The following is a 24,277-nucleotide window of genomic DNA, read 5'->3' as shown; positions in this document are numbered from 1 at the left end:
GCTGCCTTGCTTTTTTTAAAACCCCCCCCCCCCCCCGGGGGCGCCCCCCCCCCCCGGGGCCCCGGGGGGCGGGGGGGGGGGCGCCGCCGCGCCCCCCCCCCCCCGCGGTGGGGGGCCTCCGGGGTTGCTCAGGCCGGGCTGGGGTTGAGGTCGGCCTGCGCGGTGGGTTCGGGGCCCGGGCCGGTGCCGGGCAGGCGGCCCGCGGCATGGCCCGGGCCGCGGGCGGGCCCCGGCGCCGGGTCGGTGGCCGGCTCGACGCCGCAGGCCAGCGCGGCCAGCGCGCTGGCGTCGGAGTCGGTGAGCGTCACCGAGTTGACGCCGGGTCTGATGCCGGCGGCGGTGACCCAGTGCACGGCCTCGGTGGGCACCCCGAACGCGAACCGGCGCGGGTGCGCCCGATCCGCGGCGTCCAGCAGGTGGAACGGGCGGGCGGTGACGGCCAGCCCGTCGGTGACGTACCAGCCGCCGTCCTTGGTGCCGATCCGGTGCGCCCGGCACTGGCCGCTCTCCTTAAGTCCGCGCAGCAGCGCGTCACCGGTGCGGGCCAGCGTGATGTCGGGCAGCCTGGCCTCGATCAGCCAGCGGGCGGCCACCTCGGACCCCGGCACCTCGGGCGATGTGGCCAGATAGCCGTCCGCGCCGGCCGTGAGGCGCATCCCGGGGCCGAGCACGGTGAGCACCCCGGCCTCGATCAGCGCCACCATCTCCTCGGTGCGCCGGGCGGGCGGGCCGATGGAGAGGAAGGCGTTGAGCGGCGTGTACCAGCGGTCCAGGTCGTCGCGGTGGCTGCCGCCGTGCAGCCGGGCGTGGTCCACCACCAGCCGGATCTCGTTGCGCAGGTCGCGCAGTACGTCGAGGGCCGCCTTCAGCGGGCCGCTCACATTGCCGCGGCGGGCCTCGGCCACGTCCTGCCGCAACTGGTCGAGCAGCCACTTCGTGAACTGCTCGGGCCCGCTGAACTCCTGGTCGCGGTAGGGGTGGGCGATGGCGTCCCAGTCCAGCCGGTCGGCGCCGGCGATCCCGTAGCCGTCCAGGGTCTGCGACTCCTGCGCGCTGTTCCACGGCTGCGCCAGGTACTCCGTGCGGAACGCCGCGGCGTCGTCGGCCCGGCCGCGGGCGGTGAGCAGCGCGCCGTAGTAGACGGCCTCGGCCTCCTTGGCGACCAGCGGCCACACCTCGGTGCGGAAGTCGAGCCCCGTACCGTCCGCGGCGCGGCGCTGGAGCTCGGCGATCCGCTCCGGGGTGAGCAGCAGCGGCTCGTGCCGGCCGTGCGGGCCCTTCTCGTTCTCGCCGCGGGCCTGGTACGGGATGCCCCGGCGGGAGCCGGCGACCAGGCGCGGTTCGCGGCCCGACGGGCGGTAGACCAGCCTCCCTTCGACCCGCTCGAAGGTGCCGCCGCGGCCCGCGGTCAGCAGGGTCTGGTAGTCGAAGAAGTTCAGCCCGAGGCCGCGCAGCAGCACCGTTTCGCCGGCCGCCAGCGCGCTCAGGTCGACGTCGGCGGGGTTGGCCGGCGGGAGGTAGCCGAGGCCGTGGGTGGCGGCGTCGGCGGCCAGTGCGCGTTCGGCCGGGGTCGGCTCGGCGGGCAGGTGGCCGAGGGCGAGCACCACCGCGTCCAGGTCGGCGAGTTCGGTGCCGTCGGCGAGGGTGAGGCGCTGCCGCGGGGTGCCGGTGGTGGTGCCGGCGTCCCGGCCTGCGCCCATGCCGGCGCCGGGGTCGGTGCCCGGGTCCGCGCTCGGGCCCTCGTCGGCGAGGGCGACCGCCCGGCTGGCGTGCGCGGTGATGGTCACCGCGTCCGGGGCGCCGGCCACGATCCGCTGGTAGACCCAGGTCAGGTACTGCCCGTAGAAGGCACGGGTGGGATACGAGTCGGGTCCGAGCCCACGCGCCTCGGCGAGGGTGACCTCTTGGTACGCGTCGGCGCCGCACTCCGCCTCGCCGCCGGGGGCCAGCAGCCGCTGCGCCCACTCGTACAGGCTCGGGCCCGGCTCCAGCGGCCCGCGCAGTTCGACGGTGTCGTCGGTGAACAGCGATATCTGGCTGGCGACGGTGTTCATCAACAGGTGGCGCGACTGGTCGACGCGCCAGACGCTGCCGGGACCCGGTGGGTGCGGGTCGACGAGGTGGATGTGGAGCCGGGTGCCGCGGAGCGTGGTGCGCGCGGCGGCGCAGAGGCGCTCTAGCACGGAGAGGCCACGAGGCCCCGCGCCTACTACGCACACGACTTGGTGACTGGCGGTCATGCGTGTCCGTCCTGCCGGTTGGAGTGGAGGTGCCCAGGTGCGGTGGTGCCGGGGGATGGCTGGTGGCGGCGTGGCGGGGCGGACGCGCCGCAGTCCGACGGCCGTGCGGGACGGCGTACGGGGAGTCGTGGGCGGCGCGGCGCGTGCGGGCCGTGGGGGTGGGTCATCGGCCGGCCCGTTGCGGGGTGCGGCGCATCAGGTGGGTGACCGCGTTGGCGATGACGGTGCGGCCGGTGCGGCCGGCGACGGACAGGATCGACTCCGGGTGGAACTGCACGGCGGCGAAGCCCCGTTCGGGCGCCTCCACAGCCATCGCCACCCGGCCCTCCTCGGTGGTCGCGGTGACCTTCAACTGCTCGGGCAGCCACTCGGGCACGGCGTACAGCGAGTGGTAGCGGCCGGCTTCGAAGGCCGGCGGCAGACCGTCCAGGAGGAGCGAGTCGGTGGTGGTGCGCAGGATGCGCGAGCGCTTGCCGTGCACCGGTGTGGGCAGTGTGGCCAGTTGGCCGCCGAAGTACTCGACCAGGCCCTGGAGCCCGAGGCAGACGCCGAAGGCGGGGATGCCGAGCCGCTCGGCCTCGGCGAGCGTGGCGGCGGTGGCGAAGTCGGCCGGGGCGCCGGGGCCGGGCGAGAGCACCACCAGGTCGGGCCGCCGCTCGGCGAGCAACGGCAGGTGCCCGCCGCTGCGGTAGGTCTCCACCTGCGCGCCGGTCTCCCGGAAGTAGCCGGCCAGGCAGTGCACGAACGAGTCGCGGTGGTCGACGATGAGGACGCGGTGCCCCTCCCCCGGCGCCTGGCGCACGTGCGGCCTGGCCACCGGCCGGTCGACGCTGTCGGCGAGCACGTCGAGCAGCACCTTCGCCTTGAGCTCGGTCTCCTGCTCCTCGTCCTCGGGCCGCGAGTCGTGCAGCAGCGTGGCGCCCACCCGTACGGTGGCCACCCCGTCCCGCACCTCGATGGTGCGCAGCGTCAGCGCCGTGTCCAGGCCGCCGTCGAAGCCGACCCGGCCGACCGCGCCGCCGTACCAGCGGCGCGGCGCGCGCTCGTGCCGCGCGATGAACTCGACCGCGGCCAGCTTGGGCGCCCCGGTGACGGTGACCGCCCACAGATGGGTGGCCAGCGCGTCCAACGCGTCGAGACCGGGCCGCAGTTCGCCCTCCACGTGGTCGACGGTGTGGATGAGGCTGGAGTACATCTCGATGCGGCGCCTGGCGGTGACCCGTACGGTGCCGGAGACGCACACCCGGTACTTGTCGCCCCGGTCCACGTCGGTGCACATGGTGAGCTCGTTCTCGTCCTTGGCCGAGTTGAGCAGCGTCCTGATGTGCTCGGCGTCCTCCAGGGCGTTGCCGCCGCGCCGGATGGTGCCGCTGATCGGCGTCGACTCCACGAGCGTGCGGGTGCCTTCGGTGCCGATGGTGTGGCGGACCCGGACGAAGGTCTCCGGCGAGGCGCCGACCAGGAACTCCCCGTCGGCGAGGTTCATCAGCAGACTGCGGGGCGCCGGGTGGCGGTGCCGCAGCCGGCGGAAGAGCTGGGCCGGGGTGGCACTGACCGAGCGGTGGAAGACCTGCCCGGGCACGGCCTCGAAGAGGGCGCCGGAGCGGAACAGCGGCATGGCCGCGTCCACCACCCTGGCGTACTCGCCCACCTCCAGGTCCCGTTCCCTGGCGGGCGGTGGGCCGGGCGCGAACGGGCAGGTGGGGGTGGTGCGTTCCAACCCTTCGGTGCTGCCGGCCGGGGTGCGGAACTCGTAGTGGTGGCGGACCGCCTCGTCGCTGTGCAGGTCGAGTTCGTACAGCGCGTCCGGCAGGTGCAGCACCAGGTCACGGTCGCCCGGGGTGCGCCGCTGGTGCTGCTCCATCGGGTCGACCTGGAAGATCAGGTCGTAGCCGAACGCGCCGTACAGGCCGAGCAGCGGATCGGGGCCGGCCAGCGCGTCGACCAGAGCCCGCACCGCGGCGAACACGCCGACCTGCCGGGTGCGGTCCTCCTCGGCGAACAGGCCGCCGGGCGGCGCGCCCACCACCCGCACCCGGTCCTCGTCCTGGCTGAGGTCGGTGAGCGAGGGCACGCCGCCGAGCCGGGCGCCGAGCACCGGCAGCAGCACCCGGCCGCGCGGGCCCAGCGCCCGGAAGGTGACCTCCGCGCCGGACGCGGTGACCTCCACCGGCGGGTCGAGGTAGCCGACCGCCCGGTCGCCGTCCCGGAACTGGAGCAGCCCGCGGCGGTGGCACAGCGCGTCTTCGAGCACCGTGCGGGTGGCCGCCGCACTGCCGACGTACTCGGTGGTGCGGACGACCTCCACGCCGGCGGGCGTGGTCCACCGGATGGTCTCCGCGCCCTGCGCCGCGGCTGACCCGGCGGTCTCCAGCAGGGTCATCTCCCCGCTCCTTTCAAGGCCGGGGTGCCGCTGCGGCACCCCGATTCGGTCACCGGCTCACGCGCTCGCGGTCCATACGAAGTCCGCGCGGGCCGCCTGCACATGGGTCCAGCCCTGACTGAGTTCGGCCGGCGGGCACACGTACGCGGTGGGGGTGTCGGTGACGGCGCGGACCCGCTCGCTCAGCGCCATCTGGGCGGCGCGGTTGTCGGCCGCGGGGCCCCCCCCCGGGGGGGCCCCCCCCCCCCCCGGGGGCCCCCCCCCGCCCCCCCGCGGGGGGGGCCCCCCCCCCCCCCCCCCGCCGCCGGGGGCGACCGCGACCACGTCGAGGTCCACGGCGCGCACCAGGGCGGCCACCGCGGCGACGGCCGCTGCCACCGGCTCCTCGGCGGGCGCGGTGGCCCGCACCAGCACCCCGACCCGCACGCCGGGCGCCGCGGCGCGCCAGGCCGCCACCTGCTGCGCCAGCACGTCGGGGGCCGGCAGGGTGTGGTCGGCGGCGTCCGGTTCGAGCACCACGGTGGTGACCTGGTGCGGCGGCGCGGCCGGCGCGTCGGCCGCGGCGACCAGCAGGACGTCATCCGGCCCTGCCGTGCCACCCGCGGCGACCAGTGCAGGCACCGGCCCGGCCGGCTTGGCGGTCCAGTCGTGGCCGCAGCGCTCGGCGAGCCCCTTGTCGAGCCGGAGCAGCAGGTCGGCCGGCGACTGGCCGCTGCGGCTGAGCAGCCGCAGCATCAGCGTGCCCACGTCAAGGCCCGCGTGGTCCTCCTGCCGCTCCCACATCCGCCGGCTGGCCCAGGCGGCCCGCTGGATGCCTTCCACGATGGGCCTGCGGGCCTTCTCGTACGCGGCGAGCGCCGGCTCGACGGGGCCGCCGGCCTCGGCCGCCGCGTGCAGGCAGCGGGCGAGTTCGGCGGCGTCCTCCAGGGCCATGGTGGTGCCGGAGCCGACGGAGAAGTGGGCGGTGTGCACGGCGTCGCCGATGCCCACCAGGCGCCCGTGCGACCAGCGGTCGGCGTCGATGTGCGAGAACGTCAGCCAGCGCGAGCCGTTGCCGATCAGCTTGGCGCCCGCCAGATCGTCGGCGAAGACCTTGGCGCAGTACTCCATGGCCTGCTCGTCGTTCCAGCCGGGCGGCTGGGTGTGCCCGTCGGTGAAGCCGCCGGCGGCGAAGGTCTCGCCGCTGATCTCCACCAGGAAGGTCGACTTGTCGGCGGTGTACGGGTAGACGTGCGCGCCGACCGGGCCGTGCCCGCCGTCGGCGAACAGGAAGGTCATGGCGTCGAAGGCGCGCTCCACGCCGAACCAGGCGTACCGGCTGGCGCCGGTGACCTGCCGGGCGCCCCACTGGTCGCGGTGGGCGGCGCGGGTGCGGCTGCCGGCGCCGTCGGCCGCCACCACCACGTCGTAGCGGTCCAGCAGGTCGGTGGCGTCGACCTCGGTGTTGTGGTGCAGCCGGGCGCCGGAGGAGCGGGCCAACTCCTGGAGGCTGAGCAGCAGGGCGCGCCGCTCGACGGCGGCGAAGCCGTGCCCCGAGGAACGCACGCCGCGGCCGTCGCGCCGTACCTCCACGTCGTCCCAGCGGGCGCCCTGGTCGAGCAGGGCGGCGACCACGTCGGGCGCGGCCTGCCGCAGCCGGGCCAGGCTGAGCCGGGAGAAGACCACGCCGAAGCCGAACGTGGCGTCGGCGGGGCTGCGTTCGTAGACGTCGACCTCGTGGTTGCCGTAGCGGCGCAGCAGGAGGGCGAGCATCAGCCCGCCGGGTCCGGCGCCCACGCATGCAACGCGCATCGTCCTCATACCCCCTTGGCCGGGGCGGCGGGCGGCACGGCCGCGCCGCCGTCCCCGCTCGTGTGTGGTGCGGCGCCGCCCGTCGGGGCGCCCTCGGTACTGGGCACGGCCGGTTGACCGCCCGCCGACCGGTCCGTGACCGGCTGGTTCGTCTGTGATGGGTTCGCTCGCGCGTGGCCCGGCTGCGGCTGGTCCGGGTTCGCCTGGTCCGTGTTCGGCCGGACTGTGCTCTGCCGGCCCGGCTGGGACCGGTCCGCAGGTGGCTGGTCGGTACGCGCCTCGTCCGTACGCGACGGGCCCGTACGCGGCTGATCGGTGGGCGGTTGGTCGGCGGGCGGCCGGTCCGCGCGTGGCCGGTCGGTACGCGCCTCGTCCGTACGCGCCCGATCCCTACGAGGGCCGTCCTGATCAGGTTCCGCGGCGGCGGGCCGGTCGGCCGGCAGGGCGGGGGCAACCGGCGGTGCGGGGGCGGCCAGCGGGGCGGGGTCGGCCCGCACGTCAGTCGGCCGGTCGGCCGGCAGGCCGGTCCGTGGGGCGGTCGGTCCGCCCGCCAGTTGCGCGCGCAGGACCCGCCGCAGCACCTTGCCCGCCGTGCTGCGCGGGATCTCGGGCACGAAGACGACGCGTACCGGCCGCTTGTAGCTGGCGAGTTCGGCCACGCACGCGGTGAGCAGCGGGGCCGCCTGCGGAGCGGGGTCGGTGGCCGCGACGAAGGCCACCGGCACCTCGCCCCACTCCGCGGACGGCGCGCCGACCACGGCCACGTCGCGCACCCCGGGCTGGGCCGCGAGGACCCGCTCGACCTCGGCCGGATAGACGTTCTGGCCGCCCCTGATGAGCACGTCGCCGAGCCGGTCGACGAGGTAGAGGAAGCCGTCCGGGTCCGCGTACGCGACGTCGCCGGTGTGCAGCCAGCCGTCCCGGACGACCTCGGCGGTCGCGGCCTCGTTGCGCCAGTAGCCGACCATCCGCCCGTCGCCGCGCACGCACAGCTCGCCGATCTCGCCGGGCGGCACCCGGTGGCCGGCGCGGTCGTGGATCTCGATGTGGCAGCCGGGCAGCATCCGGCCGGCCGAGCGCAGCCGCAGCTCGTCCGCGCCGTCGGTGTCGCCGTTCAACTGGGCCGGTTCGAAGAGCATGGTGGCGATCGGGCCGCCGCCCTCGGTGATGCCGTAGATGCTGCGCAGCGGGCACGGGAAGCGCGCGAGCGCCTCGTACAGCACCTCGTCCGGCATCGGCGCGCCGCCGAACATCACGTCGGTCAGGCTGGACAGGTCGGTGGTCTCGAACGCCCTGGTGCGCAGCGCGAAGCGGACCATGGCCGGCACCAGGAAGGCGCGGGTGGCGCGGTGCGCGGCCACGTCGGCCAGGAACCGCTGTGGCGCGAACTCCCGCTCCAGTACGAGGGTGCCGCCGGCGGCGAGCACGGCGAGGCCGATGACCATGCTGCCGTGGAACAGCGGGCACGGGTTGACCATCACGTCGTGCGGCCCGAGGCCGAGTTCGGCGGCCATGCCGGTGTAGCAGGCGGAGATCGAACGGTGGGTGACGGTGACGCCCTTGGCCAGCCCCGTGGTGGCCGAGGTGTGCAGGATCGCGTACACGTCGTCCTGCCGGGGCAGCGCCAGCAGCCGGGCCGGGCCGCTGGCCATCGCCTCGTACGCGGGCGAGCCGAGCGCGACCCGCCAGCCGGTGCCGAACGCTTCCCCGAGCCGGTCGAGCACGGCCTGTTCGGCGAAGACGCCGACCGGCTCGACGTTGCCGATCACGTGCGCGACCTCGGGCGCCGGGAAGGTGTGGTTGACCGGGCAGACGATGACGCCCGCCTTGCCCGCGGCGAGGTAGAGCTCAAGCACCTCGGCGCGGTTGGGCGAGCTGACCACGATCCGCTCGCCGCGCCGCACGCCGCGGTCGAGCAGCGCGCTGGCCAACGCGTCGGTCCGCGCGTCCAGTTCGCGCCAGCTCAGCGCGCGCTCGCCGGCGACCACGGCCAGCGCGTCGGGGCGCTGCTGCCGGTGCCGCCGGACGAGGTGGGCCGTCCACATCAGCCGGTCTCCCCGCCGGGGGCCAGCGGGGCGCCGGCGACGGCCCGGGCGGTGAGCACCCGGTCGATGCCGTCCAGCGTGTGCAGCTCGGCCAACTCCTCGTCCGCCAGCGGGTCGCCGGTGCGGTCCTCGATGGCCAGGGCCAACCGGATCAGGTCGCCGGAGTTCAGACCGGCCGCGGTCAGGTCCGCGTCGCGGCCGACGGAGTCGAGCAGTTCCGGCAGGTCGATGAATTCGAGCAGCAGTCGATGACCCGGCGTGAGCTGGTCGGTCACGGCTTTCCCCTCGTGGTGTGCGGGTGGTGCGGGCGGTGCGGGTGGTGGGCGCCGGGTGCGCGGCGGCGGTGGGGCGGTGGGCGCCGGCGTACGCCGATGCGGGCGGCGGGGCCCGTGGGTCATGGCTGGACCTCGCCGCCGCTCGGGCACGCGCTGGCGCTGCGGTTTAGCTGCCGACGTCCGACGTGGGGGGCGCCGCGGCCCGGGCCGGGGCAGCCTCGCCGCCCTCCTTGAGCCCGAAGCGCCGGTGCAGGCTGGCCAGCGGGCCCGGGGCCCACCAGTTCCACTTGCCGGCCAGGCGCATGAAGGCCGGCACGAGCACACCCCGCACCAGGGTCGCGTCCATGATCACGGCCAGCGCCATGCCGAGGCCAAGGATCTTCATGTACGTGATGCCGGAGATGACGAAGGACAGGAAGACCGTCGCCACGAGCACGGCGGCAGCGGTGACGATGCCGCCGGTGCGCTCCAGGCCCAGCGCCACGGAGCGGGTGTTGTCACCGGTCAGGTCGTACTCCTCCTTGATGCGCGAGAGGAGGAAGACTTCATAGTCCATGGAGAGGCCGAACGCCACGCAGAACATCATGATCGGCGTGGTGGCCACGATGCCGCCGGTGACCGTGAAGTCACCCACCAGCCACTGCAAGTGCCCTTCCTGGAAGATCCAGACCATGGCGCCGAAGGTGGCGGTCAGGCTGAGCAGGTTGAGCACCAGCGCCTTGATGGGCACCAGGACGCTGCCGGTCAGCAGGAACAGCAGGACGAAGGTGGAGACGGCGATCAGCGCGATGCTGTAGGGCAGCCGGTCCCCGAGCGAGTCCATGGTGTCGCGGAACGCGGGGCCGGCGCCGCCCACCTTGACGTCGAAGGGGGCACTGGCCGCGCGCACGTCGCGCACCACGTCCTGTCCCTCGTCGCTGTAGGAGCCGACGCTGGGCACCACCGACAGCCAAGTGCCGTCCTCGCCCGCGTACCGGGCTGATTCCTTGGTGGCCTGACTGACCTGGCGGCCCTTGGCGTACGAGCCGGTCAGCGCGTCTACCCGGGCGACGTTGTCGAGTTGGGAGAGCGCCGTGGCGTAGTCGCCGATCTCGGTCGTCTTGGCGCTCGGGTCGCCCAAGCCCTCGGCGACGACCATCACCGGCTCCATCTCGCGGGCCGTGTAGTCCTGCGAGAGCGCGGTGTTGACCCGGTGCGCCTCGGCGTCCTTCGGCAGGGCGCGCTCGTCGGCGAGGTTGAAGCTGATGCCGAGGAACGGGCCGCCGAGCACGAGAAGGACGACCACGACGCCGGAGGCGAACGGAATCGGGCGGCGCATCACCTTGGTGGCGACCTTGTGCCAGAAACCGTCCTCGACGGACTTGGTCCGCTGCTTGGTCCACGACCACTTGTTGATGCGCGACCCGATCACCGCGAGCAGCGCCGGCAGCATCACCAGGGTGGAGATCGCGGCGAAGGCGACGACGGCGATTCCGGCGTAGGCGAAGGACCGCAGGAAGTACATGGGGAACAGCAGCAGGGCGGAGAGCGACAGAATGACGGTGATGGCCGAGTACAGCACCGTACGACCCGCCGTCTTGATGCTCGTGGCGACGGCTTCCTCGACCGTTGCGCCCTTTCCGAGTTCTTCTCGGTATCGGCTGACCACAAAGAGGCTGTAGTCGATGCCGAGGCCGAGACCGAGCCCCGTCGTCATATTCATCGCGAACACCGAAACGTCGGTGAACGAGACGAGGATCTGCAACACCAACATCGCACCGATGATGGACACAATTCCCAGGGCGAGCGGCAACAACGCTGCGATGACGCCGCGGAATATGAGAATCAGCAGGAGCAGGGTAATGGGCAACGCGATGGTTTCGGCGAGGATCAGGTCGTCCTGCGTTTGGACGTTCAACTCCCGGTACGCCTCAGCCCGGCCGCCGAAGAGGACGTCAAGCCCTGCGGCGCCGTCCTCGTAGTGCGGGAGCAGCTTCTCCAGGTGGTCCTCCACCTCGTCCTCGTCGCCCTCCAGGTGGGCCAGGACGAGTGCGGAGTCGGATTTCTCGCTGCGCAGCGAGGGGTCCTTGCCCAGCGTCCAGTAGGAGCCGGCCGATTGGACGCCGGGCTCGTCGCTGAGCTTCTTGGTGAGCTCGGCACCCTTGCGCGCGGTCTCCGCTTGGTCGGCGCCCTTGGGGGTCTTCACCAGCAGCACCAGGTTGGGCTCGCCGGTGCCGAAGCGGTCGGTCAGCGCCTTGCTCGCCTTGGTCGATTCCGCGTCCGGCACCTCGTAGCCGCCCGACGACAGCTTGCTCGAAACGCTGCCGCCTAACCCTCCGGCGACCACGCAGAAAAGCAGGCACAGAATCAGCACCAGCTTTCTGCGTCCGGTCGCCAGCGCCGCCAGCTTGTTGAACATCGGATCCTCCAGTGTGGAGCTTTCGGAACCGGCCGATTCGGTTCCGGTGAGGGTGTGTCGGTGATGATCAGATCAGTCGGCCAGTGGCAGCGGGCGGCAGTCGACCAGAATTCGCTCACCATTGGCAGAGACGTGATCGGCCAGTGGCTCTTCGGCCGTCCGGTCCCAGGCGAGCACCCGGTTGTGGACGGAGCCGCGGCAGAAGTCGGCGAACTCCGGGGCGGTGTTGCGCTGGCGTCCGCCGAGATAGGCGAGCACCGGGTCGAGCACCAGCCAGCGGCCCTCCTCCTGCACCTCGATCCAGGCGTGTTCGACGCCGATGAGGCCGAGCAGGAAGCCCTTGCGGGTACGGGCGCGGAGCCCGGCTTCCTGGGCGCGCTGGTGCATCAGCCAGGCCGAGACGACGCAGTCGGCCATCCGGTGCCCGAGCGCCGCGCGCGGCTGGGCGCGCAGCGAGGCGGGAATCCAGCCGTACTGGTAGACGCCGGTGGCCAGTTCGTCCAGGAGCTGGTCGTGGATCTCGCGCACGGCGTCGGTGCGCGGGCTGTCCACGGTGCCGCGGGTGGTCAGGCGGGCCTCGGCGGTGCCGGGTCCGTCGATGTCGGGCTGCCAGTCGAGGAGTTCGCCGCCGAGCACCTTGGGGGCCGGCGGCAGGGGGGCGACCACCGTGTCGGGGGCGCCTTCGACGGAGGCGGTCAGCCGCACCCGCCAGTTGCGCGCCGCCGTCCAACTCTCCGGCTTGCCGGCGGCCAGCCGCATGCAGGAGCGCTCGCCGAGTTCGGCCACCGACCGCCCGGTGCCGGACTGGAGGCCCAGGTTCATCACGTCGTGGTAGTCGAACCGCGGGCCCTGCGCCGTCTCCTCGGCCGGCAGCCCGGCCGCCACCAGCAGCTCCACCAGGTGTTTGTCACAGCCGAGTTGGTGGGCCGCCTCGGACACGCCGAGCGCGGAGACCCGGTGCTCGGCGGGGACCGGAATCATCTTCTCCACGCCGCGCTTCATGGCGGTCAGCCGCGAGGCCAGCGGGTCGCCCGCCGCGTTCCGTTGGTCGGTGGTCATCTTTCCTGGCTCCTTTGGTGCACGTGTGGTGCGCTTTACCGATCCGCGAGCCTGGTCAGCTCACCGGCGGCGAGCCGGCGTGCGACCTCAAGCCGCTTGACCTTCCAGGTGGCGGTGTGCGGGATGGCGTCCCAGGTGCAGTGCACCGGGTCCGCCAGCGGCGGCAGTTCCTTGGTGGCGTTGGCCCAGGCGACGGGATCCAGCGGCAGGTCGCCGCGGGTGCACACCAGCGGCACCGGCAGCCCGTCGTCGACCGGGATCAGCACGGCCTCGGTGAGCTGCGGGACGCTCTCCAGGATGTGGTCCTCGGCGGCCAGCAGGCTGTCCACGCCGGAGCCCCGGTCCACCAGCCGGTCGTACAGGTGCAGACAGCCCTTCTTGCTGATCAGGCCGTAGTCACCCATCGCCCACCAGCCGTTCTGCCGCTGATCGGGGTAGCCGATGTAGCTGGGCGTGATGCCGCCGGAACGGGCGTAGATCGCGCCGGAGGTCTCCTTGCCGAGCCGGGTGGTGCCGTCCTCGTCGAAGATCCGGATCTTGGTGTGTCCGATGACCGGCTTGCCCACGCAGCGGCCGTCCTCGCAGCCGCCGCCGAGCTTGTGCAGCTTGACGGTGACCGGGCCGGTCTCCGACTGGCCGTACGCCTGGAGGTAGCGGGCCTTGGGCTTGGCGACGCGCAGCAGGGTGTTGATGGTCCGCGGGTGCGCCGCGTCGAAGGAGCTGAGGAACATCCGTACGCCGGCGAAGAGTTCCGGCTTCTCCTCGGCCACCTCCTCCCAGCGGATGAAGACGTTGGGCACGGTCTCCAGGAGGCCGGGGCGGACCCGGGCCATCATGGCCGCGGCGTTGGCCGGCGCGGGGTCGACCATGAAGCCGAGCGGCACGCCGAGCGCGAGGATGGCGAGCATCCCGGACATGCTGCGCGCGTGCACCGGCGACAGGCACATCAGCAGCGGGTCCTTCACGCGCAGCACCCGGCCGATCATGACCTGCGGCTTGGCGTGCCCGGCGAAGCTCGCCACCGAGTGCACGACCAGCTTGGGCACCCCGGTGGTGCCCGAGCTGTGCGTGACGAGTTCGGGCGCGTCCTGCGGCGGGACGGTCGGCGCGGGCAGCGCGGTCGGCGTCAGCTCGCCGAGCGAGCGGCCGTGCGCGCCCGCGGCCCCCACGTACCAGCGCGGCGCGAGGTCGGCCGGCACCTCGTCCAGGGTGCCCGCGGCCTCGGTCGTGGCGTCGGTGAGGATCGCGACGGGCTCTGCGGTACGGGCCAGGGAACCCAGCGACGCGGTGCCGACCGCGTCGTGCACCAGGACCGGCACGGCGCCGATCCGGGCGCAGGCGAAGGCGAGCAGCGGCACGTCGAAGTTGGGCTGCTTGACGATGACGACCCGGCCGCCGGCGGCGACGCCGGCCGCGGCGAGCAGCCCGGCGGCCTCGTCCACCCGGTCCCGGAAGTCCACGAAGCTGAGCTCGACGCCGGCCGCCGGGAACAGGTCCCGCGGCCGGTCCAGGTAGAGGGCGGCGCCGGGGTGGCGGCGGGCGGCCTCGGCGGGCGCGGTGGCCAGCGCCATGGTGCGGCGGCTCATTGGTCGGCCCCTTCGCGGACGGCCGCCCGGGTGTCGGGCTCGGCCGCGATGTGCGCGACGAGGTTGTCGAACGAGGAGACGGCGTCGACCGAGTCGAGCAGGTCCCACTCGACGCCGAAGTGCTCGTCGATCGCGTCGAGCAGGCGCATGAAACCGGTGGACGTCAGGCCGAGGTTCCACAGCGGCACCGTGCGGGCGCCCGGCTCGTCCAGCGGTACGGCGCCACCGACGATGTCCTCCAGCAGGGTGCGCAGCTTCTCCGCCACGGCTTCCGGGCTGTGCATTGGGTCCTCCATTCACTGCCCGCATGTGCTGGCAGGCTCGGGTGATACGGGGTGTGGGGGGGGGGGGGGGGGCCCGCGGGGGGGGGGGGGCCCCCCCCCCGCCCGCCCCCCCCCCCCCCCCCCCCCCCCCCCGCCCCGCCCCCCCCCCCCCCCCCGCCCCCCCCCCCCCCCGCCCCCCCCCCCCCCCCCCCCCCCCCCCCCCCCCCCCCCCCCCCCCCCCCCCCCCCCCCCCGCGCCCTCGTCGAAGCCGCGCTGCTGGCGCAGGAAGTAGAGGACGTACTCGGCCAGGTCCTCGATGCCCATCGGGGCACGGGAGGCGTCCGCGCCGCACACCGCGTCGGTGTGGGTCAGGTCGAACGCCTTGCTGTTCTTCATGTGCGGCCGGTAGAAGTCCATGCCCTTGTCGAAGATCTCGTCGACGGGCGAGAAGCCGGTGGTGTCCGAGGCCCAGACGGGGCTGGGCAGGCCGATCAGGTCCATGACCGTGGTGATGATGTCGCTGGTCGTCGGCTGTTCGGCGTTGGCCAGGTGGAAGAAGGTCTCCGGGGAGTCGGAGAGCGCGATGGAGACCGCGTTGCGGGCGACCATGTCCACCGGTACGAAGTTCAGCCGGGACTCCGGGTCGGCCTGCAACCGCACCTGCGTGTCGGGCAGCATCTCGACGCCGAGCCGGCGGCCCGCGATCCGCTTGAAGAGCAGCACCTGCCGGGCGAAGCCGTACATGCCGGACCAGTTGATGCCGTGCCGGGTGACGCTGTGCCCGATGACGATGCTGGGGCGCAGCACCCGGATGCGCATCCGGTCGGCGGCCTCCAGGACCAGCGCCTCGGCCTGGATCTTGGAGCGCTCGTAGCTGTTGTTGGCCACCTCGGTGTCGGTGGCGCGCTCCTCGTAGATCAGGCCGCGCTGGGCGCCGGCCACGTACGAGGTGCTGACGTAGTTGAAGGTGCTGGCGCCGAGGTCCTGGGCGAGTTGCAGGATGTTGCGGGTGCCGCCGATGTTCTGCGCCTCGATCTCCTCGCGGTACTCCTCCTCGTACCGCAGGGAGGCCGCGCAGTGCCACAGCTCGTCGACCTTGGGCGCGGTGGTGAGGTCCACGCCGCCGCCGGGCACGGTCATGTCGCCGCAGATGGCCCGGGTGCGCTCCTCGATGGCGGGCACCAGGTCGGGGCGGCCGTAGCCTTCGGCCAGGCCGGTCAGCGCCTCGTGCAGACGCTTGAGTGCTACCTCGTCGTCACTGCCGCGGACCATGGCGTAGATGACGCCCTCGGTGCGCTCCAGCAGTTCCAGGACCACGGTACCGCCGACGAAGCCGGTGGCACCGGTCAGCAGACGGATCGTCATGAGTACTACTCCCAGGGGGTTTTGACAGCTCAGGCAGCCCGCTCGTGACGGCGGTGACTGTCGGTTCGGTCGCGGTGGTGCGGCGGGGGGAGCGGGCCGCGCCCGGGGCACGCGGGTCAGGGGGTGGTGCCCCGGTGCGCGCCGGGCGGGCGGTGTGGGCCGGCCCGCTCCCCGCCGGGTGCGGATCAGCCCTGCTGGTCGGCCGCCACCAGTTCGCGCAGGAAGGCGCCGGTGGCCTTCTGGAAGCCCTCCGGGTCGTCGAAGAAGGGCACGTGACCGGCGCGGGCCAGGGTCACGGCGCGCGAGTTGGGGATGCGGGCCAGTGCGTCTTCGACGACCGACTCGCTCCAGGAGAAGTCGCCGTCGCCGAGGATCAGCAGGGTCGGCGCGGAGAGCTGGCCCAGCAGCTCCGGGTTGTCGTCCAGTTCGAGGGAGGCGAGGAAGTTCTCCTTGATGCCCTCGACGGTGAAGAGCGAGGCGAAGCTGTCGCGCAGCGCCAGGAAGGCGGGCAGCCCACCGCCGTTGATGGTCTGGTCACAGAACGACATGGCGTACAGGTGGTTGAAGAACTGCGGGATGCCGCCGGAGTCCAGGCTCGCCACCCAGGAGCGGGTGACGAGCTGGCGGCGCAGCCCGCCGTTGGGCGAGAACGCGGGGCCGACGAGCACCAGGCCGGCGACGCGCTCGGGGTACTTCAGCGCGAAGTCGCGCACGATCAGGGTGGAGATGGAGGTGCCGATCAGGTACGTCTTCTCGACGCCGAGGTGGTCGAGGAGGGCCTTGAGGTCCTCGACGTGGTCGACGAAGCGCACCTTCTCCGTGCCGGGCTTGGAGTTGCCCTGGTTGCGCAGGTCGTAGCTGATCAGCTTGAAGTCGTCTTCGAGCTGGGTGGTGAACCCGTGCCAGAACGGGCTGACCATGGCGAAGTTGTTGAGCATGGTGACCGCGGGGCCTTCACCGCGCACCTCGTACGTCAGCTCCACGCCGCCGTCGAGCGCCAGGGTCTCGTGGTCGGCGTACCGGACGTCGAGTTGCCCGAACTCCAGATCTGCCATGTTGGTCCGTCCTCTGTTGTCAGTGCACGAGTGCGCGGGTGCGTGGGGTGCGCCCGGTGGGGCCCGGCCGGGCCGCCGCAGGGCGGGGCCGCCACCTCGGCCGCCGTATCGGCCGCCGGGTGAGGTGCGTTGGGTCGTGCCGTGCGTCCCGGGCCGTGCCGCGGCTGTCGCCGGGCGGGGCCCAGATCGCCTCGGGCCGCCCGGCCCTGGCGGGACCGCTAGCGGCGGGACTCCCGCCCGCCGTGGGGCGCGTCGAAGCGGCCCCCGGCGGGCGCGGGGTCCACGGCGTCGTCGGTCACGCAGTGCACCTCGAAGCGACATCCGCTGATGTCCCCGTGGCCCGCTGCGACGACCTCCACGTCAAGCCCTGCGGGAACGAGCGGCCATCCGCTGTGTCCCATGGGGCACCCCCTTTTCTGCCCCGCCCACTCCGGTGCGCGTGCCGCGTCGTTGCGGGTCGGCGCACGGCCGGCGGGCCGGGCACGTCGGAGCTGGTGTTCGAACGCTCCGGGAAAGATCCTGGTGGCCGGCGGCCAAGGCGCGTTCAAGGCGTGGAAAAGGGCCGTCGAACGGTTAGGGGTTGACTTACGCCGAGGTACCTGCGGCGGCCACCACGGCCCGGTCCCGCGCCCCGGGAAGGACGTGCAGCGCGGCGGTCGCCGGCTCGTGCACGGGCACCGCCAGGCGGGTCAGGACGGGGATGCGGAACAGCGGGACGGCCTGTGCGCCGTCCGGGCACAGCTCTGCGACGCAGTGGTCGAGAAGCTGTCCGACCAGCATTTCCGCGGTCCAGGTGTCCACCCCGAGCACGGTGGCGGCCCGGGCGATGGTGAAGGGTTCGCCGCCGGCGGCCGAGAGCAGCGCGAGCGCCTGGTACGCGGTCTGGTCAAGGCGCGCGCAAGCCCCGGCAAGGCGGGCCACGACGTCGAACGATCCGGTGCGCAACTGGGCGATGCGGTGGTCTTCTTCGGCCAATCTGGCAGCGAGGTCGGTGACCGACCACATGGGCCGTGCGGCCAGCTTCTCGCCGGCTGCGCGCACCGCGAGCGGCAGGTTGCCGGTCAGCCGCACCACCTGGCGGGCGACGGCGGAGTCGGCGCCGCCCCGGTCCCGGCCGGCCCGCGCGGCGAAGAGTTCGGCGGCCTCGTCGGTCTCCATCGGGCCGACCTCGACGGTGGCGGCGCCCGGCAACCCCGGCAGCCGCACCCGGGAAGTGATCAGCACGGTGCACTCGGGCCCGCCGGGCAGCAGCGGGGTGACCTGGTCCGCCGAGGTGGCGTCGTCGAGGAGCACCAGCAGGCGCCGGCCCGCACTCCAGTTGCGGAAGATGCGGGCGAGTTCGGCGGTTTCACCCGGCAGGTCGGACACCGGGTGCCCGAGGTCACGCAGCAGGGCGCGCAGCACGCCGGCGGGCCGTACCGGCGCGTCGGCGTCGTCGTGCAGGCGCGCGTAGAGCTGCCCGTCGGGGAAGTGCTCGCGCAGGGCGTGTGCGGCGCGTACGGCGAGCGCGGTCTTGCCGGTGCCCGCGCCGCCGAGCAGGGTCACCAGCCGGGGCGCGGTGCGGGCCGTGCCGTCGGGCCTGGCCAGCGCGTCGAGGCGGGCGATGGCCGCCCGCCGGCCGGTGAAGTCGGCGGTGTCGGCCGGCAGTTGCGCGGGCGCCCGGGGCACGGCGGCCGGGGCCTGCGGAAGCGGGAGGGTGTGGGGCGGGACGGCGTGGGGTGCCAGGGCCTGCTGGGACACGAGGGGCGCGCCGGGTACGGCAGACATGCCGGACATGCCAGGCATGGCGGGTACGGCGGGCAGGCCAGGCGCGGCCGGTGCGGACAGCGCGGCTGTGGCACCCGTGCCAGCCGGCGGCGCCGGGGCGGGCTGCGCCGCCACGGGCGACTGCGCGGCGAGCGGGGCGGCGAGCGCCGCTGACTCGGGCCGCAGCGGCGGCTGGCCGCTCTCCAACGTCTCGTTGAGCACGTCCCACTGGAGCTTCTGGAGCCGCTCGGAGGGGTCGATGCCGAGGTCTTCGACGAGGCTGCGGCGCAGCCGGGTGAAGGCGTCGAGCGCCATGCTGCGCTGGTCGGCGCGGTAGGCGGCGCGCATCAACTGGGCCGTGAACTCCTCGTGCACCGGGTGCGCCGCGGTGAGCTGCCGCAGTTCGCCCAGCAGGCTGCGGTGCCGGCCGAGCTGCAACTCGGCCTCGATGCGCAGTTCGAGCGCGCTGATCCGGGCCTCGGAGATCTGGGTGATGCGGGCGGCGAGCACCGGGCCCGCCTCCAGGCCGGCGAACGGGTCGCCGCGCCACAGCGCGAGCGCCGACCGCAAGGTGGCCACCACGCTCAGCGCGTCCCCCTTGCCGAGCGCCCGCCTGGCCTGGGTGACGCGCCGCTCGAACTCCCACAGGTCGAGCTCGTCCACCAGCAGGTTGATCCGGTAGCCGTTGGGGCCGGTCTCCAGCCGGTCGGTGGGTCCCGACGCGCTCTGGAGCGCGCGGCGCAGTTGGTAGACGTAGGTCTGTACGGTCTTACGGGCCAGCCGGGGCGGTTCGTCCTCCCACAACTCTTCGATCAGCGCCGATGTGGTCACCAGCCGGTTGGCGTGGATGAGCAGCACGGCCAGCGCGCGCCGGGCCATGGGCGCCGACGGTGTGCGGTTCTCGCCCCGCTCTCTGACCTCCATCGGACCGAGCACCCCGATGCGCAGTGCCGATGCCTCGGTATCGATCGGACTCGTACTGGGCAGCGCGCCGTCCTTCATGTTCTCCCCCGTGGTTGCGTTGTCATCGCGCATGGCTTTCCGACTGCGGCGGGCGGGGCGACTTGTCCCCGCGGCTCAGCGCGGCGGAGCCCGTCCGGCGACGGCGGAGCGCCGGGCCGCAGGGGGGCGGGTGGGGGTGGGGCCGAACCTCGTGGCTCCGGGTGCCTGCGTGCGCTCCGCCGCCGCCTCGCCGCCCGGGGCGCACGAGGGGCGAAGCGCGCCCGCGCGCCCCGTCGGGGTGCGTTCCGCTAACCGCGGACGGGCTGGCCGGGAGCTCATGGGGCCGACCGTACGGGGCGGGGGTGACGGCCGCAGGAGGGCAATCGAAATCGGGCCACTAGCAGGAATTTGCCGTTGCCTCGGGCGGCCTTGCCATAAGAGCCGCAAGGCGCCTGACAGAAATGCCGCCGGCACTTCACGGAGACGACCACCGGGCCCTTGCGCGATGCGCGTCGTCCACTGCTTGGCACGTGGGTCTTTTGGGGCGTACGGGCCTGCTGAGCAACGGCACTTGCCGGCGCCTGGCGAGGGAGAAAGGGAGATTGGAGAACGGCGCACGCTCGGTGCGGCGACACGCATCCGCGGACCCTCCATGTCTCCTGCTGACGAGTCAATCTCCAGCGATCCCGGCACTTTCCTGACCGGTTGGATCGCACCCAGTGCGTCGCGCCGGTGAATCATGGCATACGAGGCTGCCGGATTCCATGGCGTTTCCCGCCGCATGATCTTCCTTCGCGCCGGTCAACGCCGTGTTCATTGGCGGGACATACGGCTGCCACCCGAGTTCACCGGCGGGTGTGAGGATCGGCACAGCGAACTGCGGCATAGCCGGCGCGGGAGTACGTCGAGCTGCGTGCAATTCACCGCCGCCCGCCGCCCGCACCGGGCCCGGCCCCCACGTCCGACCAGGGCGTCCCGGCCACCCGGCGCGCGGCCACCGACCGGCCCGCGGTCGGCCACTCAGTCCACCCAACAGACCGCCCCCACCTGGCCGCACACGGCTCCGGACCGCCCCAGGGCACCCCGCCACCGGGCCCGCCGCCCCGTCCGCCGCGCCCAGCGAGAGGCCCGCGCCCGCCCCGTACCGGCGTTGTCGACTCACCCAACGCGGAAAGCGAAAAACCGCCCCGAATGGGCCAGTACGCCCCAGCCCGTTTATCACGGGGCGTCAATTATTCAAGAAGCAGCCAGATCGGGCCAGGGCGGGGAGCGACGGGGAAGCCCAACGACGGCACATCACCCCGCCGGACCGACGTTTCGGACCGGAGATCTTCCATCGATTGCGTCAACCCCCTAAACCCCCCCTAAAGCGCCGAAGAAAAACTCTTGATATCGCGCCCGCGGGCCGCATCGCCCCCGCACGGAAACATTATTCCCCCACTCCGCCATTCATGACGCCGATAGCGAGACGGACGCCCAGCCCGTGGCCAACCCCCCGACGCCGCACGGCGAACTCCAGCGCGCATCAGCAGAGTTCATAGAGCATCCACATACTGACTGGGCGTCACATCGGGTCGGCCCGCATACCGACTCGACTTTCCCGCTATACGCCACCGGGGCACCCGTACGCCCGCCGCCGTCCGATGGCGTACCACCACGCTACCGGTCCGCACTGACATCGGCCGTCGGGAATGAGGACCCCCCGCCGGAAGAATGCAGCGGGAAATCCTGACGGAATGACGACGGCCGCCGCACGGCAGCGGGGCGGCCGGCACCGGCCCGCGTCCCCCACCCCGCTCCGGTCACCCGCGCCCCACCCCGGCACCGGACACCTAACGCGCCGGCGCACGCCCCACCGGGCTGCCGGCAGCCGACGCCCCCACTCCACTCCGCTCCGCCCAGCGCGCCGCCGCCCCACGGACCGCGAGGACCGTGCGGACCGCACGGACCGCACCGCCGCAAGGCCGGGCGGCTGCTTCAATGATCCGCAGGGGGTGAGGACATGGTGTCCGCCGATCGTTTGCTCGCCTTTGCCGTGATGTCGCTGCTGGTGACCGCGGTGCCCGGGCCGAGCGTGCTCTTCGTGATCGGCCGCGCGCTGGCCCACGGGCGGCGCACCGCGCTCGCCACCGTGTGCGGCAACGTCATCGGCTCGTACCTCCTGGTGGTGGCCGTCGCCCTCGGCATCGGCTCGCTGGTGGAACAGTCGGCCGCGGTCTTCGTCACCGTGAAGCTGGCGGGCGCCGGCTACCTCGTCTTCCTCGGCGTACAGGCGTTCCGGCACCGCGGCGAACTCAGCGTGCACACCGAGGCGGCGCCGGCGCCGGCGGCCCACGGCGACCTGCGCACGGTCATCGACGGCATCGTGGTGGGCGTCACCAACCCGAAGGGCATCGTCTTCTTCGCCGCCGTACTCCCCCAGTTCACCGACCGCGCCGCCGGCGGACTCCCCGCCCAGATGCTGCTCCTCGGCCTGGTCCCGATCGGCATCGGCCTGGTCACGGACACCCTGTGGGGGCTGCTCGCGGCGGCGGCCCGCGACTGGTTCGCCCGCTCGGAACGGCGGCTCTCACTGATCGGCGGGGCAGGCGGCGCCGCGATGATCGGCCTCGGCATCACGGCGGCGGCCACCGGCCGTTCCGACTGACACCGCGCGCCTCCCGCGTACGGGCGCACACCGCGCCGCGTACGGGCGGCCGACGACTCCCCGCCCGCGCGCGCCCGCCAACCCCACTCGCTCACGCGCTCCCTTACGCGCGCGCCGCGACCGCCCCGGCGCCGCCCACGGGGAGCCGGGACGAGACTCCCGCACCCGCGCGCCCGCCCAACCCAACTCCCGCTACGCGCGCGTGCCGCGCCCCCGCACACCGCCACCACACCCACTCCCACGCCCCGAGCACAGGCCGCAGGCCCCTACCCCAACACCCGCCGCACGAAGGCCGTCAGCCGGGTCTTGAGCTGGTCGGGCGTCAGCCCCTCCGCCGCGACCAGGTGCTCCACCAGGTCAGCCCGGACCGCGGCCAGCAGGGCGTGCGCCGTGTAGTCGGGTTCGGGCAGGTCGGGGATGGCGCGCAGGATGTCCCGGAGGGTGGTGTGCCACCAGGCGTAGTGCTCGACCTGGTACGGGCTCGTGCTGCCCGGCTCCTCCAGGGCCAGCATCAGGTGGCGGTGCTCCAACTTGCCCTCCACCACGGCGACGAGCAGCGCCACGGCCCGCTCGCGCGGCTCGCCCGTGGGACCGAGCGGCGGCGGTCCCTCAAGCACGGCCCGCCGCAGCGGCTCCATCCTGGCCGCCACCAGGGCGTGGACCAGCCCCGTCCGGTCGCCGAACCGCCGGAAGAGCGTGCCCTTGCCGACGCCTGCGGCAGCCGCCACGTCATCCATGGAGACGCTGCGCGGACTGGCGCTGCGGGCGAAGAGCTCCCCGGCCGCCGCCAACACCGCCTCCCGGTTGCGCACGGCGTCCGCGCGCTCCTTGCGTACGACCACGGCCTCTCCCCTTGCGAAACGGACCACCGGTCCATATATTCGGGCCCGCCACACTTAACCGGACCATCGGTCCGCATCGTATCGGACGGAGCCCTGTCGATGACCGGTCCCCAGCCCCCGGCGGACCCCGACCGCCCCGGCACAGGCCACCCCCAGCCGCACCCATCGGGCACCCCGGCACACCACCGCACCACCCACCCCGCCACCCACCCCACCGCCGCGGGCGCCACTTTGGTCATCGGCGCCACCGGCACCACCGGCAGTCGCGTCGCCCGGCGGCTGCTGGCACTCGGCCACCCCGTCACGGCCGCAAGCCGCGGCGCCGCCGCGCCCACCGAAGGCGCGGGCCCCGACCAGCCCCCCGCGCCCACGGACGGCGCCAGCCCCGACCGACCCACCGCACCGCCGGACGGCACCGCCCCCACCCACGGCAGCGTGCCGCCGCCCCGCGCCAGGCCCGTCCGTTTCGACTGGTACGACCCCACCACCTTCACCGCCGCCCTCGCCCGAGCCGAACGCGTCTACCTGGTGCCGCCGGTGAGCGAACCCGATCCCCTCCCGGTGATGCTGCCCTTCCTCCGGCAGGCGCGGGCCGCGGGAGCGGGCCGGGCCGTGCTGCTCAGCTCGTCCGCGGTGCCGGCCGGCGGCCCTGCGATCGGCCAGGTGCACGCCGCGCTCGGCGAACTCTTCGACACCTGGTCGGCCGTGCGGCCCTCGTGGTTCATGCAGAACTTCACCGGCCGCCATCCGCACGCCGCGCGCGGGCGCGGCGACGGCCTGCTCAGCACCGCGACCGGCACCGGCCGGGTCGCCTTCGTCGACGCCGACGACATCGCGGCGGTCGCCGTACACGCCCTCACCGCCGACCCGCCACCCGCCGCCGACCTGGTCGTCACCGGCCCCGAAGCACTCAGTTACGCCGAGGCCGCCGCCGTCCTGAGCGAGTTCGCCGGCCGCCCGATCAGCCACGCGCCGATCAGCGTGCCCGAGCTGCGCGACCGGCTCGCCGCCCACCTCCCGCCGGCCTACGCCGCGTTCCTCGCGGACCTCGACGGCGCCATCGCCGCAGGTGCCGAAGACCGCGTCACCGACACCGTCACCCGCCTCACCGGCCGCCCCCCCCGCACCTTCCGCGACCATCTCGCCGCCCACCGGGGCGCGCTGGCCCCCCTGTCGCCGCGGGCGTGAGTCCGTACGGCCGCCAGGGTGACGCCTGAGTACGGGGTGACGCCCGGGTACGTCGCGGGGCCGGGGCCCGGCCGATGGGGGCGGCTGTGCCGGGGCCGGACGGAGGCCGGCGGGGGGGGCGGCCGGCCGGAACCGCCGGTGACGGGGTGACACCTGGGGCCCCAGTTACCCGCGGACCAAGATTCGGAGCCCATTGTCAGTGGTCGGCCGTAGCGTGAGGAGCGTCCCTATTTCCGCTGCTGGCTGCTGCGCGATACGGACACGGGGTCGGGGCGGCCCCGGGCCCCCCCCCCCCCCCGCCCCCCCCCCCCCCCCCCCCGGCCCCCCCCCCCCCCCCCCCGCCGGGCCCCCCCCCCCCCCCCCCCCCCCCCCCCCCCCCGACCGGTTCCGCCGCGAGACCGGCCTGCCGCTCGCCTCCTACTTCGCCGGCCCCAAGATCCGCTGGCTGCTCG

General features: G+C 73.9%; 17 protein-coding genes. 3 read left to right on the top strand and 14 right to left on the bottom strand.

What is annotated here, in order from left to right; translation table 11 throughout:
* Positions 1-128: 128 nt before the first annotated feature.
* The 13 genes from AAHZ94_RS06980 to AAHZ94_RS06920 form a co-directional block, all read right to left on the bottom strand.
* Positions 129-2,240, bottom strand: a complete 2,112-nt coding sequence (locus AAHZ94_RS06980; protein WP_349991421.1) for an FAD/NAD(P)-binding protein — start codon at positions 2,238-2,240, stop codon at positions 129-131.
* Between the two features lie 163 nt (positions 2,241-2,403).
* A complete protein-coding gene (locus AAHZ94_RS06975) occupies positions 2,404-4,623 on the bottom strand; it encodes an anthranilate synthase component I (RefSeq protein WP_349991420.1) in 2,220 nt (739 codons plus the stop codon).
* 57 nt (positions 4,624-4,680) lie between these two features.
* Entirely contained in the window at positions 4,681-6,414 is a 1,734-nt protein-coding gene (locus AAHZ94_RS06970; protein ID WP_349991419.1) for an FAD-dependent monooxygenase, read from the bottom strand.
* 5 nt (positions 6,415-6,419) lie between these two features.
* Complete coding sequence (locus AAHZ94_RS06965; protein ID WP_349991418.1) at positions 6,420-8,459, bottom strand: class I adenylate-forming enzyme family protein; 2,040 nt, start codon at positions 8,457-8,459, stop codon at positions 6,420-6,422.
* Positions 8,459-8,734: a phosphopantetheine-binding protein gene (locus AAHZ94_RS06960; protein ID WP_349991417.1), complete on the bottom strand. Its 276-nt coding sequence runs from the start codon at positions 8,732-8,734 to the stop codon at positions 8,459-8,461. The genes AAHZ94_RS06965 and AAHZ94_RS06960 overlap by 1 nt, the downstream gene beginning before the upstream one ends.
* 166 nt (positions 8,735-8,900) lie before the next feature.
* Complete coding sequence (locus AAHZ94_RS06955; protein ID WP_349991416.1) at positions 8,901-11,132, bottom strand: MMPL family transporter; 2,232 nt, start codon at positions 11,130-11,132, stop codon at positions 8,901-8,903.
* Positions 11,133-11,204: 72 nt separating this feature from the next.
* Positions 11,205-12,191, bottom strand: a complete 987-nt coding sequence (locus tag AAHZ94_RS06950; protein WP_349991415.1) for a transglutaminase-like domain-containing protein — start codon at positions 12,189-12,191, stop codon at positions 11,205-11,207.
* A 35-nt stretch (positions 12,192-12,226) separates the two neighbouring features.
* Positions 12,227-13,777: an AMP-binding protein gene (locus AAHZ94_RS06945; RefSeq protein WP_349991414.1), complete on the bottom strand. Its 1,551-nt coding sequence runs from the start codon at positions 13,775-13,777 to the stop codon at positions 12,227-12,229.
* Positions 13,774-14,061, bottom strand: a complete 288-nt coding sequence (locus tag AAHZ94_RS06940) for a phosphopantetheine-binding protein (RefSeq protein ID WP_349991413.1) — start codon at positions 14,059-14,061, stop codon at positions 13,774-13,776. Before AAHZ94_RS06940 ends, AAHZ94_RS06945 begins: the two co-directional genes overlap by 4 nt.
* Before the next feature lie 12 nt (positions 14,062-14,073).
* Positions 14,074-15,405 (bottom strand): SDR family oxidoreductase, encoded by a 1,332-nt coding sequence (locus tag AAHZ94_RS06935; RefSeq protein ID WP_349991412.1) that lies wholly within the window; start codon positions 15,403-15,405, stop codon positions 14,074-14,076.
* A gap of 185 nt (positions 15,406-15,590) precedes the next feature.
* Positions 15,591-16,460 carry an alpha/beta fold hydrolase gene (locus tag AAHZ94_RS06930; protein WP_349991411.1) on the bottom strand — a complete coding sequence of 290 codons (870 nt, stop codon included), beginning with the start codon at positions 16,458-16,460 and terminating at the stop codon, positions 15,591-15,593.
* 218 nt (positions 16,461-16,678) lie between these two features.
* Complete coding sequence (locus tag AAHZ94_RS06925) at positions 16,679-16,861, bottom strand: hypothetical protein (RefSeq protein ID WP_349991409.1); 183 nt, start codon at positions 16,859-16,861, stop codon at positions 16,679-16,681.
* A 184-nt stretch (positions 16,862-17,045) separates the two neighbouring features.
* Entirely contained in the window at positions 17,046-19,241 is a 2,196-nt protein-coding gene (locus AAHZ94_RS06920; protein WP_349991408.1) for an AfsR/SARP family transcriptional regulator, read from the bottom strand.
* Positions 19,242-21,150: 1,909 nt separating this feature from the next.
* Between AAHZ94_RS06920 and AAHZ94_RS06915 the strand changes: the two genes are divergently transcribed.
* The gene (locus AAHZ94_RS06915) at positions 21,151-21,795 is read left to right on the top strand and encodes a LysE family translocator (protein WP_349991407.1); all 645 of its coding nucleotides are present in this window, start codon (positions 21,151-21,153) and stop codon (positions 21,793-21,795) included.
* Between the two features lie 266 nt (positions 21,796-22,061).
* Here AAHZ94_RS06915 and AAHZ94_RS06910 read toward each other — a convergent pair whose 3' ends face one another.
* Positions 22,062-22,637, bottom strand: a complete 576-nt coding sequence (locus tag AAHZ94_RS06910; protein WP_349991405.1) for a TetR/AcrR family transcriptional regulator — start codon at positions 22,635-22,637, stop codon at positions 22,062-22,064.
* Between the two features lie 99 nt (positions 22,638-22,736).
* On the opposite strand from AAHZ94_RS06910, the gene AAHZ94_RS06905 reads away from it, so the two are divergent.
* The gene (locus tag AAHZ94_RS06905; RefSeq protein ID WP_349991403.1) at positions 22,737-23,825 is read left to right on the top strand and encodes an NAD-dependent epimerase/dehydratase family protein; all 1,089 of its coding nucleotides are present in this window, start codon (positions 22,737-22,739) and stop codon (positions 23,823-23,825) included.
* 214 nt (positions 23,826-24,039) lie between these two features.
* Positions 24,040-24,277: hypothetical protein (locus tag AAHZ94_RS06900; protein WP_349991401.1), on the top strand; the 238-nt coding region annotated here is incomplete at its 3' end.

The organism is Streptomyces sp. HSW2009 (assembly GCF_040240285.1).
GTDB lineage: Bacteria > Actinomycetota > Actinomycetes > Streptomycetales > Streptomycetaceae > Streptomyces.
Note: the sequence above shows the minus strand (reverse complement) of the source record. Positions and strands in the feature narration are given on the sequence as shown.